The sequence below is a fragment of the Mesorhizobium sp. WSM3862 genome (assembly GCF_002294985.1).
In the GTDB taxonomy this organism is placed as follows: Bacteria; Pseudomonadota; Alphaproteobacteria; order Rhizobiales; family Rhizobiaceae; genus Mesorhizobium.
The window spans coordinates 59903-75369 of sequence record NZ_NSGE01000007.1 but is presented as its reverse complement, the minus strand read 5'-3'; the positions used below and the strand labels follow the sequence as shown (position 1 = coordinate 75369).

The 15467-nt window shown below is 65.7% G+C and carries 15 protein-coding genes; 5 read left to right on the top strand and 10 right to left on the bottom strand.

Annotated features, from left to right (window positions below; translation table 11 throughout):
- Positions 1-153 precede the first annotated feature (153 nt).
- Positions 154-1194 carry a proline racemase family protein gene (locus tag CK224_RS21655; protein WP_095783182.1) on the bottom strand — a complete coding sequence of 347 codons (1041 nt, stop codon included), beginning with the start codon at positions 1192-1194 and terminating at the stop codon, positions 154-156.
- A gap of 247 nt (positions 1195-1441) precedes the next feature.
- Between CK224_RS21655 and CK224_RS21650 the strand changes: the two genes are divergently transcribed.
- Positions 1442-2125, top strand: coding sequence for a GntR family transcriptional regulator (locus CK224_RS21650; protein WP_067000956.1), 684 nt, complete (start codon positions 1442-1444; stop codon positions 2123-2125).
- 52 nt (positions 2126-2177) lie between these two features.
- Here the strand turns inward: CK224_RS21650 and CK224_RS21645 are convergent, their stop codons facing one another.
- Entirely contained in the window at positions 2178-3728 is a 1551-nt protein-coding gene (locus CK224_RS21645; RefSeq protein ID WP_095783181.1) for a trimethylamine methyltransferase family protein, read from the bottom strand.
- A 90-nt stretch (positions 3729-3818) separates the two neighbouring features.
- On the opposite strand from CK224_RS21645, the gene CK224_RS21640 reads away from it, so the two are divergent.
- Both CK224_RS21640 and mutL read left to right on the top strand, forming a co-directional pair.
- The gene (locus tag CK224_RS21640) at positions 3819-4721 is read left to right on the top strand and encodes a LysR substrate-binding domain-containing protein (protein WP_095778563.1); all 903 of its coding nucleotides are present in this window, start codon (positions 3819-3821) and stop codon (positions 4719-4721) included.
- 45 nt (positions 4722-4766) lie between these two features.
- Positions 4767-6644 carry a DNA mismatch repair endonuclease MutL gene (gene mutL, locus CK224_RS21635; RefSeq protein WP_095783180.1) on the top strand — a complete coding sequence of 626 codons (1878 nt, stop codon included), beginning with the start codon at positions 4767-4769 and terminating at the stop codon, positions 6642-6644.
- A gap of 184 nt (positions 6645-6828) precedes the next feature.
- On the opposite strand, the gene CK224_RS21630 is transcribed toward mutL, so the two are convergent.
- Positions 6829-7722 (bottom strand): DMT family transporter, encoded by an 894-nt coding sequence (locus CK224_RS21630; protein WP_095783179.1) that lies wholly within the window; start codon positions 7720-7722, stop codon positions 6829-6831.
- A gap of 90 nt (positions 7723-7812) precedes the next feature.
- Here CK224_RS21630 and CK224_RS21625 point away from each other — a divergent pair, with 90 nt between their 5' ends.
- Positions 7813-8739, top strand: coding sequence for a LysR family transcriptional regulator (locus tag CK224_RS21625; RefSeq protein ID WP_095783178.1), 927 nt, complete (start codon positions 7813-7815; stop codon positions 8737-8739).
- A gap of 10 nt (positions 8740-8749) precedes the next feature.
- Here the strand turns inward: CK224_RS21625 and CK224_RS21620 are convergent, their stop codons facing one another.
- The gene (locus CK224_RS21620) at positions 8750-9331 is read right to left on the bottom strand and encodes a hypothetical protein (RefSeq protein ID WP_095783177.1); all 582 of its coding nucleotides are present in this window, start codon (positions 9329-9331) and stop codon (positions 8750-8752) included.
- Positions 9332-9444: 113 nt separating this feature from the next.
- On the opposite strand from CK224_RS21620, the gene CK224_RS21615 reads away from it, so the two are divergent.
- A complete protein-coding gene (locus CK224_RS21615; protein WP_067000947.1) occupies positions 9445-9678 on the top strand; it encodes a DUF2093 domain-containing protein in 234 nt (77 codons plus the stop codon).
- Positions 9679-9684: 6 nt separating this feature from the next.
- On the opposite strand, the gene lpxK is transcribed toward CK224_RS21615, so the two are convergent.
- The 6 genes from lpxK to CK224_RS21585 form a co-directional block, all read right to left on the bottom strand.
- Entirely contained in the window at positions 9685-10722 is a 1038-nt protein-coding gene (gene lpxK, locus CK224_RS21610; protein WP_095783307.1) for a tetraacyldisaccharide 4'-kinase, read from the bottom strand.
- A 62-nt stretch (positions 10723-10784) separates the two neighbouring features.
- A complete protein-coding gene (gene waaA / locus CK224_RS21605; protein WP_095783176.1) occupies positions 10785-12101 on the bottom strand; it encodes a lipid IV(A) 3-deoxy-D-manno-octulosonic acid transferase in 1317 nt (438 codons plus the stop codon).
- Positions 12098-12874: a lysophospholipid acyltransferase family protein gene (locus CK224_RS21600; protein WP_095783175.1), complete on the bottom strand. Its 777-nt coding sequence runs from the start codon at positions 12872-12874 to the stop codon at positions 12098-12100. Before CK224_RS21600 ends, waaA begins: the two co-directional genes overlap by 4 nt.
- Positions 12875-12879: 5 nt before the next feature.
- Positions 12880-13125: a DUF4170 domain-containing protein gene (locus tag CK224_RS21595; RefSeq protein ID WP_040973997.1), complete on the bottom strand. Its 246-nt coding sequence runs from the start codon at positions 13123-13125 to the stop codon at positions 12880-12882.
- A 75-nt stretch (positions 13126-13200) separates the two neighbouring features.
- The gene (locus CK224_RS21590) at positions 13201-13995 is read right to left on the bottom strand and encodes a 3'(2'),5'-bisphosphate nucleotidase CysQ (RefSeq protein WP_095780018.1); all 795 of its coding nucleotides are present in this window, start codon (positions 13993-13995) and stop codon (positions 13201-13203) included.
- 1 nt (position 13996) lies between these two features.
- Complete coding sequence (locus CK224_RS21585) at positions 13997-15340, bottom strand: TldD/PmbA family protein (RefSeq protein WP_095783174.1); 1344 nt, start codon at positions 15338-15340, stop codon at positions 13997-13999.
- Between the last annotated feature and the right edge of the window lie 127 nt (positions 15341-15467).

Sequence of the window (15467 nt, the reverse complement as noted above, 5' to 3'; positions counted from 1 at the left end):
CTGCAGCGTGAGCGTGCGTCCAGACGCTGCCTTGCCTGAGATAGTGAGAACTCGCTCCATCCTGCGGCATTTCGAATATCGTATACGAGCCTTGTTGAGCGTCAAGCTTCTTGGGACATGAGCTGGAGAAAGATGCCGGGCGAAGAACCACCTTCACACCTTCGCACGCTTCATCGGCCAGGTGTCCGCCACGCGATAGCCCGCCGGCCAAGGATCTTCAGGATCCAGCATGTGCTGATGGATGCCGGTGATCCAACCGCGACCGCTGATCTGGGGGCGTATTGCGGGCATACCGACAACCTGCGTGGTGCCGAGAATCTTGCCGTGAAATTCTGACCCGATGATGGACACACCGGTGAACCAATCCTCGGCTGTCATTTGACCCTTCGCGTGCAAGAGCGCCATGCGGGCCGACACCGCCGTTCCGGTCGGCGATCGGTCGAGCTTGCCAGGTTTTATCGAAACGACCGATTTTGCGCGGAGGCGGTTGCCATCCTGGGTGATGGCGCCGGCAAAAAGACAGAACGAATGGTGGCGCCAATCGGGACGCTCAGGGTGGAAGAACGCCATTTGTCGATTGGCCGCATCGGTAATGCGCACCCCAAGTTCGGCGAGATCACGAGCCTCGTCGGTTTCAAGCGCTAACCCAAGGGTAGGTGCGTCGACGACGACGAAACTGTCGCCTCCATAGGCCGTGTCGACCGTGATGGTACCGAGGCCATCGACCTCAAGCGGCACACCGACCCTGCTGGCGAATGAGGGTACGTTTTCGACGGTGATGCGCTGGGCTTTTCCTCCGGCACAGTCGGCCCGCACGCGTACCAGGCCGCCCGGCGCCTCGAGCACCATTTCGGTTACCGGCTCCTGCATGGGGATGATCCCGGTGTCCAGAATTACCGTGGAGACGCAAATCGAATTGGAGCCGGACATCGGGGGCGTATCCTCCGGCTCCATTATGATCCAAGCCATCTGCGCGTCGGGATGCTTGGGAGGGACCAGAAGGTTGACGTGCCGGAAGACGCCGCCGCGCGGTTCGTTAAGAACGAAGTTACGAAGTCCGTTGTCTTCTGCAATCCATTTGCGCTGGTCCCAGACGGTGTCTCCCGGCGGAGGAGACACCCCGCCAACGATGACATCCCCGACTTCGCCCTCCGCGTGGCAGGAAACAACATGGATGACTTTCGTGCTTCGCATTCGGGAGTCCCCAGAGCCGCGGCTTCCGATTGGATATCGTATACGATCTTCGGCTCTCGTCAAGGCTCGATTGAAGGGAAATGCGCCAGTCGCTGCTGATCGGCCGGGCTCAAAAGAGCCCACGCCGGACGGCATCTCAGGCCATGCAGACACTCGGGTTGAGCAGAATCGCGAGCGTATTTGATCGCGAACATCGTCTACGATATCTATGTTTGCAGATCTGACGCTCCGTGCGGAGACTCTACACGTGCCATTTGCATTTGCCGACATTCCCGATTTGGGTGCCGCCCCCACCGCTTCCGACGTGGTTTTGAAGTTCATCCGCGGAGCAATCATATCCGGGTCGCTTGATGAGGGCGAACCGATCAGGCAAGACGACGTCGCCCGCATGTTCAACATCAGCAAGATTCCGGTGCGCGAAGCTTTGAAGCGGCTCGAGGCAGAGGGATTCGTGGCATTTCAGCGAAACAAGGGCGCAATTGTCGCCAGCATGTCGGAACCGGAGATCGTGCAGATTTTCGAGGTCCGAGCCATGCTGGAATCGAACGCAATTCGGCTTTCCCTCCCCCACATGAACGAGAAGACCTTCGATAAAGCGCAAGCAAGTTGCGACTCCTTTGCGAAGGAAACCGACGTCGGCCGCTGGGCGGAACTAAATTGGGAGTTCCATTCCAGTCTTTATCTAGACGCCGGGCGACCATATCTGCTCCGCATGATCCGGTCGGTTAACGATCGGATCGAACGCTATCTGCGAGTTCAGCTGACGATTTCCGGCGGTCATGAGCTTGCGGATCGAGAACATCGCGAAATCCTGGCCGCCTGCCGCGCTGGCGAGACCGAACAGGCCGCAAAGTTGGTCTACGATCATATTATGAACGCCTGTCAATCGCTTCAGAAACACCTGGCGAACGGCAAGGTGCGCGCTGGCTGAGCCATTGGCTTGCTGTCAGTCACGATTGCCGACGGCCTTTGCCCATTTTTTGTCAACTAACGGTATCAGGCAGCTTTTCCTCGCGCCGCGCGATCAAATCCTTGAGACCTTCGGCGATGCCTTCGTCGAGCTTCGGCTCCTGATAGTCGGCGAGCATGTTGCGCGCCTTTTCGAGGCCGCGCGTGTCGTGATCCTTAGCGCCTTCGGCGCTCCATTGCTCGAAGGAGTTGAAATCCATGATGCTCGGCATGAAGAAGGCGCGCTCGAAATGCTCGAGCGTGTGCTGCGTGCCGAGAAAATGCCCTTGCGGGCCGACCTCGCGGATCGCCGCCATGGCTTCCTTGAAATCGTCGAACGGGACGCCGCCGGCATATTTGTACCAACCGACGAGTTGCTCGCAGTCGGTGGCGAATTTCGAATAGCCGCAGGTAAGGCCGGCTTCAAGCCAGCCGGCGGAGTGCCAGATGTAATTGGCGCCGGCGAGGATCGCGGCATGCATAAGCATGTTCGCCTCGTAGCCGGCCTGGGCGTCGTTGAGCTTGGAGCCGACGTGGAAGCCCGAGGTGCGCCACGGCAGTTTGTATTTCCGCGCCAGCGCACCCATCAGATACATCATCTGCGCGGCCTCCGGCGTGCCCCCCATCGGGGCGCCGGTCTTCATGTCGACGGTCACCATGAACTGGCCATAGATCTGCGGCGAGCCGGGACGGATGAGCTGGGTGAAGGCCACACCGGCGAGCGCCTCGGCATTCACCTGCGCGACCGCGCCGACGGCGGAGGCCGAGGTCGAGGCGCCGCAGAGCGCGAACGGTGCCAGGATCAGCGGCTGGTTGTGGCGGGCATAGACCCGCATGGCGTCGAGCATGGTGGCGTCCCACACCAGCGGCGAATTGCAATTGGTGATCGCCACCAGCACCGGATTGTCGCGCACGAACTCCTCGCCGAACACGATCGCAGCCATCGCCATCGTGTCTTCGGCCCGCTCCTTCGACGTCACGATGCCCATGAACGGCTTGTCGGAGTGCTTGAGCGCCGAATGAATGATGTGGAGGTGCCGCTTCGGCACCGGGATCTCCATCGGCTCGCAGATGATCGAGCTCGACGAATGCAGCGTCGGCGCCATGTAGGCGAGCTTGTGGAAATTGTTGAGGTCGTTGAGCGTGCCGTAACGCCGCTTGTTGTCGAGGTCGCGCACATAAGGCGCGCCATACATCGGCACGAAGATCGAGTTCTTGCCGCCGACGCGAACCGTTCGCTCGGGGTTGCGCGCATTGAGCGTGAATTCCGGCGGGACCTTCGAGACGAGCTCCATCAGCAACGCGCGATCGATGCGGACCCGTGTGTCCTTGACGTCGGCACCCGCCGCCTTCCAAAGCGCGATCGCTTCGTCGTCGCGGAACTCGCAGCCAACCTCCTCGAGGATTTTGAGCGACTCCTCGTGGATCAGTTCCACCGCCTCGTCGGGCACGATCTCATAGGCCGGAATCTGGCGAACGAGCGTCGGGAAAGACGCGACCGGCGCGCTTCTCAGCGCCTTGCGCCCAAGGCGGCCGCCGCCGCGACGGTGGGTCGGCTCAGTCAATTCAGCGGCCGGTGCGTTCATGTTGCCTCCTTCATCCCGCCCGACCAAGTTAGCGACACGAAATATGGATGTGACGCTGGAAAATCCTGATCTCTTGTATAAGCTGCGCTTATGCGAAGCCTGCGCCATCTCCTGCCCTCGGCCGGCAGCCTCGTCGTCTTCGAGGCGGCAGGCCGGCTGTCGAGCTTCACCGCGGCCGGGCGCGAGCTCGGCATGACCCAGGCGGCCGTCTCCTATGCGGTGCGCGGACTGGAGGAACAGCTCGGCGCCAAGCTGTTTCAGCGCCGCCACCGCCAGGTGCTCCTGACCGAGGCCGGCGAGCGCTTCCACGCGGACGTCTCGCTGGGGCTGTCGCATATCCGCAAATCTGCCGAGGACCTTCGCCTGCAGGCGACCGGCGGCCATGTCACCCTTGCCGCCTCGACGGCCTTCGGCTCGTTCTGGATGATGCCGCGTCTGCAGCAGTTCCGCGACCAACTGCCGGGCATCGACCTGCGCATCCAGACCGCCGACCGCGACCTCGACATCATTGCCGAGGGTATTCCGCTCGGGGTGCGCGGCGGCGTGCCGCGCGACTGGCCGGACTATCACTCGCTGTCGCTGTCCGATGAAGAGATCTTCCCCGTCGCCGGCCCCAGCTACCTCGCCAAATTCGGCATGCCGAAGACGGTCGAGGAACTGGCCACGCACCGGCTGATCCATCTCGAGGAGCCCTATCGCGAGGCGCCGAACTGGGACGAATGGTTCGCGTCGGCCGGAACCAGCCTGCGCAATGCCGAGCGCGGCCTGCGCATCAACGACTATGCCCTGGTGATCCAGGCGGTGATGGAAGGGCAAGGCATCTCGCTTGGCTGGCGGCATCTGGTCGAGCGGCTGGTGGCATCAGGGCTGCTGGTGCCGGTGACCGAGCATGTGATGAGGACCGGCATCGGCTTCCACGTCATCTGGCCGAAGAACCGCGAGCTCAGCGACAACGCGCGCAAGGTCAGGGACTGGCTGGTGGCGCAGGCATGAAGTAGCCCCTCCCCCACACCGTTCGAATCCGCCTATAATCCTCGGATGCCCATTCGCCAGCTTTCCGAAACGATGATCAACCAGATCGCCGCCGGCGAGGTCATCGAGCGTCCCGCAAGCGTGGTGAAGGAGTTGGTCGAGAATGCGCTCGACGCCGGCGCGTCGCGCGTCGAGATCGTCACCGCCGGCGGCGGGCTCTCGCTCATCCGCGTCACCGATGACGGCTCGGGCATTCCCGAGCGCGAACTGGCGCTGGCAGTTGCCCGACACTGCACATCGAAGCTGTCGGACGATATCCACGACATCCGCTCGCTCGGATTCCGCGGCGAGGCGTTGCCATCGATCGGCTCGGTGGCCAGGCTTTCGATCCGCTCGCGCACGGCCGCCGGCGACAGCGCGGCCGAGATCAGCATCGAGGGCGGCCGGGTGTCGGCCGTCAAGCCGGCGGCGGCCAATCGCGGCACCACCGTCGAAGTGCGCGACCTGTTCTTCGCCACGCCGGCACGGCTCAAATTCATGAAGGGCGAGCGCGCCGAAAGCTCGGCCACCGGCGACGTGGTGAAGCGCATCGCCATCGCCTTCCCCGTCGTGCGCTTCACGCTTGCCGGGTCCGACCGCTCGACGCTGGAGCTGCCGGCGACCGGCGACACGCCGGAGGGCCGGCTCGCCCGCATCGCGCAAGTGATGGGCGCCGACTTTCCCGACAATGCCATTGCGATCGATGCCATGCGCGACGGCGTGCATCTTGCCGGCCACGTCTCGATCCCTTCCTACACCCGCGCCAACGCGCTGCAGCAATATGCCTATGTCAACGGCCGGCCGGTGCGCGACAAGCTGATCGCCGGCGCGATCCGCGGCGCCTTCGCCGACGTGCTGCCGCGCGACCGGCATGCGGTGACCGTGCTGTTCCTTTCGCTCGATCCGGCAACCGTCGACGTCAACGTCCACCCGGCCAAGGCCGATGTGCGCTTCCGCGATCCGGGCCTGGTGCGCGGGTTGATTGTCGGCGCCATCCGCGAGGCGATGGCCGGCGCCGGCATCCGGGCCGCGACCACCGGCGCGGCCGGCATGATGGCGGCTTTCCGGCCCGGCGCGGCGTCCTATTCGCATCCCGGACCGGCCAGTGGCCACCGCAGCTATGAGGCCGCTTTTCGCGCCTCCGGCTCCAGCTTTGATCATGGTTCGACTTTGGCGCGCTCGCCGCAGCGGCCGCTCGACATGGGCGAAGCGCGGCCGGCGCGAGGCGGCTTCGCCGAGAACGATCAGGCTGCCTTCGACACCGGGCCGCTGGCAAGCGCCGACGCGCGGGCGGGCATCGCCGAGCCGGCCGAGGCGCTGCTCGGCACGGTGCTGGGCGCGGCGCGCGCTCAGGTGCATGAGAACTATATCGTCGCCCAGACCCGGGATTCGCTGATCATCGTCGACCAGCATGCCGCACATGAGCGCCTGGTCTACGAGGCCTTGAAGAACGCGCTGCACTCTCGCGCCGTGCCTTCGCAGATGCTGCTTTTGCCCGAGATCGTCGACCTTGCGGAAGAGGATGCCGAGCGGCTGGCGATGCATTCCGAGACGCTGGCCAAATTCGGCCTCGGCCTGGAGCGCTTCGGCCCGGGCGCGGTGGCGGTGCGCGAGACGCCGTCGATGCTCGGCGAAACCAACGTGCAGCAACTGGTGCGTGACCTCGCCGACGAGATCGCCGACAACGACACGGTCGAGACCCTGAAGGAACGGCTGGACAGAATAGCCGCGACCATGGCCTGCCACGGCTCGGTGCGCTCGGGCCGGCTGCTCAAGGCCGAGGAGATGAACGCGCTGCTGCGCCAAATGGAGGCGACGCCCGGCTCCGGCACCTGCAACCATGGCAGGCCGACCTATATCGAGCTGAAACTCGCCGACATTGAAAGATTGTTCGGGCGAAGGTGAGCGCGCCAATTCCCCTCACCCAGCCTCCGCTTCACTCCGCTGACTTCTCCCTATGGGGAGAGGAGACCTTCAGCGCCAGCACCAACCCGTTCTCGTGGCCGCGTAGCGGCCGGATGAGGGGCAAGAAAAGGGCCGCTCGAGGCGGCTCTTTCCTTGAGTCAGGAACCGGCCTCAACCCTCTGACTTACCGCTTCAAATTCACCACGATCACACCGCCGAGCGCCAGCGCGCCGCCGAGCATGCCGAGGAGAGTCGGTACTTCGCCGAGCCAGAAGAAACCGATCAGAGCGGAGGTCGGCGAGACCAGATAGAGGAAGTTCGAGGCGCGCGCGGCCGGCAGGCGCGACAGCGCGGTGGCCCAGGCGGCGTAGGCGATCAGGCTGGGCACGATGCCCAGATAGATGACGGCGCCGAGGCCGGCCATGTCGGCGACCGCGGCCTGCACAAACGCTTCCGCCAGGAAGGGCGACAGGCAGAGCGCGCCGAGCACCATGTTGGAAGCGGCGATCGTCAGCGGATGATGGCGCGCAAAGAGCGGCTTCTGGACGATGGTGTTGACGGCCGAGCAAAGGGCGGAGCCCAGCACCAGCAACGCGCCGGTGTTGAAATGCAGGCCATGGCCGTCCGCCACCGCGATGATGCCGATGCCGGCAAACGAGATCACCGTGCCAAGCCAGGCCATGCCGGAAAAACGCTCCCCGAGCAACGCCATGGCCATGATGGCCGTGAAGATCGGGCTGACATTGATGATGAAGCCGGCGGCGCCCGCCGAGACGGTGAGCTCGCCGAAATTGAGCATGGCGGTGTAGAGCGCGACGAAGATGGCACCGCCGAAGCCGAAACGCCACAGCTCATCGATCCTCGGCAGCGCCGGACGCTTGACCGCAAGGAAGATCGCTGCCGGCACGGCCGCGATGGCGAAGCGCAGCGCCCCGAGCTCCAGCGGCTGGAAGGCGGCAAGGCCAGCGCGGATCGCCGGGAAGGCAGACGCCCAGCCGACCACCGTCAGCGCCACCGCGATCGCGGCCGTGGTGTCCATGCGCTGTGTCTCATTCAACGTGCCGGTGTAAGCGCTCATTGCCGAATCCTCGTCTCTCAGTGCCATAGAGAGAGAAAACGCCATTGCCCGCCGATTGACAAACGAGCAATTCGAGGGTCAGCTGTGAGCATGCTTCACAGCTCTGACCAGCTATTGCCGCTCGAGACTTTGCGCGCCTTCGACGCGGCGGCGCGGACGGGAAGCTTTTCCGCGGCGGCCGAAAGGCTCAACCTCACCCATGGCGCGATCAGCCGTCAGATCGCCAAGCTGGAGGACTGGCTCGGGCTCAAGGTGTTCGAGCGCAACGCGCGCGGCGTCACGCTGACCAATGAGGGCAACCGGCTGCACCTGCGCACCACCGAGGCCTTCGCGCTGATCTCGGTCAATTCCGATCGCTGGGTCGAGCCGCGCGGCACCGCGGTGGTGCGGCTGGCTTCGATCCCTTCGGTCAGCGGCCTTTGGCTGATGCCGCGCATGGCGGCGCTCGAAAACAACCCGACCCGGCTGCGCATCGTGCTCGACGTCGACAACCGCCAGGCCGACCTTGCCGACGAAGGCATCGACCTTTCGGTGCGCTGCGGGCGCGGTCGCATTCCGGGGCGCGTCTCGGTCCAGCTTTTCGAGGAGCACATTTTCCCGATCGCCTCGCCGGAGCTGGCGAAGGCGATCGGGCACGGCGACCCGGCCCGGCTGCTCAAATTCCCGCTGATCAACGATTCCGACGCGTCCGCCTGGCGCGCCTGGTTCGCGGCACAGGAGGTCGATTATCGCCCGCGCCCGCAGGACCGGCGTTTCGAGGACTACAATCTGGTGCTCGACGCGGCGGCGCATGGGCTCGGCATCGCGCTGGCGCGGCCGCCGCTGACGGCAGACCAGTTGAAGTCGGGCCGGATTGTTCCCGTTGACGAGCGGGTCGCGCTCAATCCGGTGTCCTACTGGCTCGACCGCCCGGTCGGACGGCTGCGGGCGGCCGCCGCCGATCTCGCCAGGCGCATCGCCGAACAGGCGGGCCTGGCGCCGGAGAAGCTCGAAGCCTTCCTGCAGGACGAGGACTAGATCGCCCGGATCAGCGAAGCAGCATCAGCACGATCGTGGTGGTCGCAGCCGAGACGACGGCCGTCACGATCGATATCATCCACAGCGGCGTCTGGCCGGGTTCGGATCGCGGGGCATGGCCGGGGCTGCGAACGCCGCCGCGCGGCGGCGCATTGGCGTTGGCCGCTACCAGCACTCCGGACGCAAGCACCGGCGAGAACGAAGAGGGCGCCGCCACGACCCTTGCGGTGCCATCGGCGGCCGGCGGTGGAACCTGGGGCAGCGCCCGCGAAGGCTGATCGGCGTCAGCCGCCGACCTGCCAGCCGGAGACTTCGTCGAGGCGCCATCAGTGCCGGCATCGGATTCCAGGACGGCTCTGTAGGCGTTCTCGATCTCGGCCGAGGACAGACGCTGAGTTGGTTGAGCGGCCGGCAACGTGCCGTTCAGCGCCTGCGCGGCCACCTGTGCGGAGGACACGACGGACGGCGCCGGCGGCTGGACGAGCGCCTTGACCAGCGCCGCGGTCGCAGGTTCGGCCTTGGGCGACGGCACCGGCTGCGGCGCCAGCGCCTCTTTCAGCAGCGACGTCACGCTGGCGTTGGTGATGTCCATGGCGCTTCCCGACAACCATTGTGCCAACCGGCATACTACATGAGCATTGCGCCAAGCTTGACCTTGCCTTCGATTTGTGGCGATTGAACCCCTATGAACCTATGCGCCATTCCATGATGAACCGTTTTGAAGGCCCCGGCGGCAAGGAAGCGCGCATCCGCTATCTCGACGGCGACTTCCAGGTGACGAGCCCCGGCGCGTTCGTGCGCTGCGCGGTGACCGGCGAAAGCATTCCGCTGGACGAGCTCAAATATTGGAGCGTCGCCAGGCAGGAGCCATATGTGAACGCGGCAGCGTCGCTGCGGCGTGAGATCGAGGCGCATCCGGAGCTGCGCAAGCGCGGGTAGAACCTCCTAGGATGAGGACGGTCTCATCTTGCGCTGTCGCCATGCATCCAGCGTCTCATTGATGATGCGCTCCGGCACGTGGTCGATCTCGAACACGGCGTCGATCTCAAGCACGTCGAGCTGCTCCAGGAAGCCGGCTGGTGCGGCGCCGTGGCGAAGCCGTGCGGCATCCTTTGCCGTGGTGACAAGCCGAAGCCCCTCGCGCTGGGCAAGCGCCGCCAGATCGGCAAGCTCGTCCGCGGCGTAGAAATGATGGTCGGGAAAAGCGCGCGACAGCGCGACCTCGCCGCCGGCGCCGCGCAGCGTGTCGAAGAATTTCTCCGGATGGCCGATGCCGGCAAAGGCAAGGAAGCGCCCGCCGGCAAAGCGCGCCGGATTCGCCGGCTCGACATGGGCCAAAAAGATCGGCCGGCCGGCGCGCGCCGCCTGACGTACCACCGTATCGGCGGCGCTCCCCTCGCCCATCTTCAGCAAGCCGCCGGTGAAGACCAGCTGATCGACGATCTTGGCCCGGAGCGGGCCGCCCGGAATGACTCGGCCATTGCCGATGCCGAAACGCGCGTCGACCACGACCAGCGCGTAGTCGATATGGATGCGCGCCGACTGGAAACCGTCATCCATGATCAGGAAGTCGCAGCCATGCTCTGCCATCAGCAGTTTGGCGCCGGCGGCGCGGTTGGCCGTCACCGCGACCGGCGCATGTTCGGCAAGCAGCAGCGGCTCGTCGCCGACATGCTTGGCCGCGTCGTGATGCGCATCGACGACATGCGGCTTGGCGAAGGAACCGCCATGGCCGCGCGACAGGAAGCCGGGCGTGAGCTGCATGCGCTTTGCCTGTTTAGCCAGCGCGATGGCGACCGGCGTCTTGCCGCTGCCGCCGACGGTGAAGTTGCCGACGCACAGCACAGGTGCCGCGACCTTCTCGCGCGGCGCGCGCCGCATGCGGCGCCCAGCCACCATTCCATACATCGCGGACACCGGCGAAAGCGCCAGCACGCGCCAGTCCGGCTTTTCCCACCAGAAGGGCGGCGCTTCGCTGGTCATGGCGCGACTTCCATGGCGCATGACCCTTTCCAAAGATCGGATCCGAGTTTTTGGGCCATGCGCTAGCGCCCGTTGGCGCCTTTCAGGCGCGCCTTGACGACCAGCGGCTGGATGTAGGGCTCGAGCGACTTCAGCGTGCGCTGAAGCGCGCCGCGCATCTCGTCGACGGTCGCCGCGCCCGCCGCCATCATCTCGTGGCGCACCGCCTCGTTGGTCAAAAGGAAATTGACGGCGCCGGCCAGCATGTCGCGGTCGCGCACCAGCTTGGCGCCGCCGCGATCGAGCAGGCGCTGATAGGCTTCGCGGAAATTCTGCACGTTGCGGCCGGCCAGCACCGCCGTGTCGAGCATCGCCGGCTCGAGCGGATTCTGGCCGCCCTCGGAGGTCAGCGAGCGGCCGACGAAGGCGATCTCGGTCAGCCTGAGATAAAGTCCCATCTCGCCGATCGTGTCGCCGAGCAGGATATCGGTCTCGGACGTGATGCGGTCGCCCTTGCTGCGGCGCGCGACTTTCAGCCCCATGCCGGATATCTGCGCGGCCAGCGCGTCCGCGCGGTCGGGATGGCGGGGCACGACGATGGTCAACAGTCCAGGGTGGCGCTTGTGCAGGGTCGCATGGACTTCCGCCGCGGCGACCTCCTCCCCGTCATGGGTCGAGATCGCCGCCCAGGTCGGGCGTAAGCCGATCTGGCGCTGCAGGATCGCCAGCGCCCGCTCGTCGACCGGCGGCGGGTTGGTGTCCACCTTGAGGTTGCCGGAAACGGTCACCGGCCGGGCGCCGAGGACGCGGAAACGCTCGCCGTCGACATCCGACTGGGCAACGACATGGGCAAGATTCTCGAACAGCGCCTCGGCGACGCCGGCGCGCTTCTTCCACGACCGGAAGGAACGGTCCGACAGTCGCCCGTTGACCAGGACCTGCGGCACGTTGCGCGCGCCGAGTTCCAGGATGGTCATCGGCCAGATCTCCGATTCGGCTATGATGGCCAGCTCCGGCAGCCAGTGATCGAGGAAGCGGCTTACCGCTGGCTTGAGGTCGAGCGGCACATATTGGTGGATGATGCGGCTGCCAAGCCGCTCGTCGGCGACCTTGGCCGAGGTCACAGTGCCGGTCGTCAGCACGATGTTGACGCCGTAATCGAGAATGCTTTCGACCAGCGGCACGACGGCGATCGTCTCGCCGACGCTCGCGGCGTGGATCCAGATCACCGGTCCTTCCGGACGCGGACGGCCGGCGACGCCGTAGCGCTCGCGACGGCGAACGCGGTCTTCCTTGCCGCGCGAGGCGCGCCAGGCGACATAGGGTCCGATCAGCGGATAGGCGACGGCCCCGGCGTAACGATAGGCGGTCAGGGCCGCGCGCGCCCAGCGCTCGCTCATTTGTCGCCGTCCACGAGGCGGTAGGCCTCGGCGGTCGCGGCGTTGAGCGAGGCGGTGACTTCCTGGCGCTTGCGCTCCATCTCGGCGTCGTCGGCGTTGGCCGGCACGAAGACCGGCTGCCCGACGACAACGGCGGAGCGGCCGAACGGCAGGTTGATGGTGGTCTTGTCCCAGCTCTTTTCCAGCACCTTGCGGCGGCTGGTGGCGATCGCCGAAGGCAGGATCGGGCGCCCGGAAAGCCTGGCCAAAAGCACGATGCCCAGCCCCGCGTCGCGCGGCGTGCCGTGTGGAATGTCGGCGATCATCGCGACATTCTTGCCCGCCACCAGCGCTTTCTTGAGCGCGATCAAGGCTTTGGCGCCGCCTTTGTCGAGATGCCTCGAACTGTCGCGGCCACCCGAGCCGCGCACCGCCTCGATGCCGAATCTGTTCAGCATCAGCGCGTTAAGCTCGGCGTCGGCACTGCGCGATACCATGGCGACCAGCGGCCGGCCCTTGGGATAATAAGCCGGCGTCAAGAGATGCTGGCCATGCCACAGCGCGATGATGCCCGGTTCGAGATGCGCATAGGCGCCGCCGGCGACCTGCGTCGACCCTTTCACCAGCGGGCTGGTGATGCGAATCAGCCGCACGAACCAGGCGAACAGGCTGGCGATGAAATTCTTGACGAATCGCGACTGGGCGAGCGGCTCTCGGATGCGGCGCCACAGCGTGCGAGTCCCGCCCCGCCCGGCGGCGCGCCCCGTCGCTCCTTTCACCACTTCATGCTCCATCGAAGTCAACCGGCTGCCTTTGTTTCCGGGTCGAGCAACCGGTGCAGGTGAACGACGAAATAGCGCATGTGGGCATTGTCGACGCTGGCCTGCGCCTTCGCCTTCCACGCGGCGTGCGCCGATTGATAGTCGGGGTAGATGCCGACGATGTCGAGCGCATCCAGATCACGGAACTCGGTTCCACCCAGCTTTTTCAGCTCGCCGCCGAACACCAGGTGCAAAAGCTGTTTCTTTCCGTCTTCCACGGCCATGCCGATCCTTCGCAGATTCATGAATTTTGTGAAACGTTTAGACCAAAGCCGCCGATTTTGAAACCGTGGGCCGACTCACCCTTGGTCAGCTCCGGCAATGACGCCGGCCAGGACGCCCAGCAGTTCGCCGCTGCCGGCGGCGAGCGCGCCATGGTTGATCACCTCGCCGGCATAGCGCGGCGGCTTGCCGGTGCGGTCGAGCAAGGCGCCGCCCGCTTCGCGGAGGATAAGGTCGGCGGCGGCGATGTCCCAGTCATGCGCGTTGGGCTTGACGAAGGTCGCGTCGAGCTTGCCGTTGGCGATCATTGCCAGCCGGTAGGCGAGCGAGGGTATGTAAGCGACGCGGCGCATCCGGGCTTGCCAGGAAGCGGGCATGCGCTCGACCAGCGGCTTCGGCCCGCCGATCTCGACGGTATCGCCGAGTTGGCGGACCTGGATGCGCTTGCCGTTGAGGAACGCGCCCTCGCCCGGCAGCGCCCAATAGGTCTCGCGCTTGGCCGGACATTCGAGCACGCCGGCCAGCGAGCGGCCATCCTCGACCACGGCGACGCTGACGCACCAGGAATGCAGGCCATCGAGAAAGCCGCGCGTGCCATCGATAGGGTCGACGACGAAAGTGCGGCGGGCCGACAGCCTGGCATGATCGTCGGCGGTTTCTTCGGACAGCCAGCCATAATTCGGCCGCGCCTTGAGCAGGGTCTCGCGCAGATAGGCGTCGGCCGCATGGTCGGCCTCGCTGACCGGCGAGGTCCCGCCCTTCATCCACACCTGGGGGTTTTGGCCGAAATAGCGCATGGCGATGGTGCCCGCCTCGCGGGCGGCTTCGCGAAGCAGAGCGAGGTCTTCGTGCGTCTCGGCTGAGATGACCATGTTAGGCGCCGGCAAGGGTCATCCCCTCGATCAGCAGCGTCGGCGCGGCGGTGCCGAAATTGCGGTCGAGATCGCTCGCCGGCACCATGTTGAGGAACATGGTCTTCAAATTGGAGGCGATCGTCACCTCGGCCACCGGATAGGCAAGCGCGCCGTTCTCGATCCAGAAGCCGGAGGCGCCACGGCTGTATTCGCCGGTCACCATGTCGACGCCCTGGCCGAAGACCTCGGTGACGTAGAAGCCGAGCTGCAGCGAGGCGATCAGCTCCTCCGGCGCGCGATCGCCGGGCTCGATGGCCAGATTGGTCGAGGACGGCGAAACCGAAGAGCCGCTGCGCGAGCCACGGCCGTTGGTGACGAGACCAAGCTCGCGCGCGGCCGAGGTCGACAGGAACCAGTGGTTGAGCACGCCTTTGTCTACCATCAACAGCTTGTCGCCCTCGACGCCTTCGCCGTCGAAGGGCCGCGACGCCTGGCCGCGACGCCGCAGCGGCTCGTCGCTGACGGTGATCGCGCTTGAGGCTACCTGCTTTCCCATCATGTCGCGCAGGAAGCTGGTCTTGCGCGCCACCGCGGCGCCGTTGATGGCGCCGGCGAGATGGCCGGCAATGCCGCGCGCAACACGCGGGTCGAACACGACGTCGACCGGGCCGGTCGCCGCCTTGCGGGCGCCGAGGCGGCGCACGGCGCGTTCGCCGGCCTTGCGGCCGATCTCCTCCGGCGCGTCGAGATCGGCGAAATGCTGGCGCGAGGAGAATTCATAGTCGCGTTCCATCGCCGTGCCTTGGCCTGCAATGACGCTGGTCGAACGTGAAAAGCGCGACGCGACATATTGGCCGACAAAGCCATGCGAGGTCGCAAGTACCAGGCCGCCAAGGCCGGCGCTGGCGCTGCTGCCGGAGGAATTGGTGACGCCATTGACGGCAAGGGCCGCCGCTTCCGCTGCCAGCGCCGCCTCCTTGAGCTGATCGGCCGACACCTCAGTCGGATCGAAGAGGTCGAGATCACGCAAATTGCGGGCGAGCAGCGCTGGGTCGGCAAGGCCCTGGAACGGATCCTCGGGGGAGACTCTCGCCATGGCGACGGCCCGCTCGGCAAGCGCCTTCGGGTCGGAGGCGGCGGTGGCCGAGACGCTCGCCACGCGCTGGCCGACGAAGACGCGCAGCGACACGTCCTCGCTTTCCGACGATTCGGTGCCTTCGACCTTGCCCAGCCGCACCGACACGCCGGCCGAACGGCCGCGCACGGCGACCGCGTCGGCGGCGTCCGCCCCGGCGCGCTTGGCCGCCTCGACGAGCGCCGCGACGCGGTCGGTCAGTTTCCCTGCGTCGAGCGTGTCGGTCATGCGGTTGGTCCTGTTTGTTCAAGCTGTGCGGGAGGGCAGATGCTACCGCACATCCATGGATGCCGGGCCGCCATCTCTGGAAGCCCGCACAATCGTCTTGGATGCTGCTGCACCATCTATTGTTCCA

Excerpts from the sequence above, each read along its gene's own strand:
- waaA (WP_095783176.1), bottom strand. The coding sequence starts at position 12,101 with ATGAGCGAGCGCTGGGCGCGCGCGGCCCTGACCGCCTATCGTTACGCC.
- CK224_RS21615 (WP_067000947.1), top strand. The coding sequence starts at position 9,445 with ATGATGAACCGTTTTGAAGGCCCCGGCGGCAAGGAAGCGCGCATCCGC.
- mutL (WP_095783180.1), top strand. The coding sequence starts at position 4,767 with ATGCCCATTCGCCAGCTTTCCGAAACGATGATCAACCAGATCGCCGCC.
- CK224_RS21645 (WP_095783181.1), bottom strand. The coding sequence starts at position 3,728 with ATGAACGCACCGGCCGCTGAATTGACTGAGCCGACCCACCGTCGCGGC.
- CK224_RS21630 (WP_095783179.1), bottom strand. The coding sequence starts at position 7,722 with ATGAGCGCTTACACCGGCACGTTGAATGAGACACAGCGCATGGACACC.
- CK224_RS21590 (WP_095780018.1), bottom strand. The coding sequence starts at position 13,995 with ATGGTCATCTCAGCCGAGACGCACGAAGACCTCGCTCTGCTTCGCGAA.
- CK224_RS21585 (WP_095783174.1), bottom strand. The coding sequence starts at position 15,340 with ATGACCGACACGCTCGACGCAGGGAAACTGACCGACCGCGTCGCGGCG.
- CK224_RS21625 (WP_095783178.1), top strand. The coding sequence starts at position 7,813 with ATGCTTCACAGCTCTGACCAGCTATTGCCGCTCGAGACTTTGCGCGCC.
- CK224_RS21655 (WP_095783182.1), bottom strand. The coding sequence starts at position 1,194 with ATGCGAAGCACGAAAGTCATCCATGTTGTTTCCTGCCACGCGGAGGGC.
- lpxK (WP_095783307.1), bottom strand. The coding sequence starts at position 10,722 with ATGACCAGCGAAGCGCCGCCCTTCTGGTGGGAAAAGCCGGACTGGCGC.
- CK224_RS21640 (WP_095778563.1), top strand. The coding sequence starts at position 3,819 with ATGCGAAGCCTGCGCCATCTCCTGCCCTCGGCCGGCAGCCTCGTCGTC.
- CK224_RS21620 (WP_095783177.1), bottom strand. The coding sequence starts at position 9,331 with ATGGACATCACCAACGCCAGCGTGACGTCGCTGCTGAAAGAGGCGCTG.
- CK224_RS21600 (WP_095783175.1), bottom strand. The coding sequence starts at position 12,874 with ATGGAGCATGAAGTGGTGAAAGGAGCGACGGGGCGCGCCGCCGGGCGG.
- CK224_RS21595 (WP_040973997.1), bottom strand. The coding sequence starts at position 13,125 with ATGGCCGTGGAAGACGGAAAGAAACAGCTTTTGCACCTGGTGTTCGGC.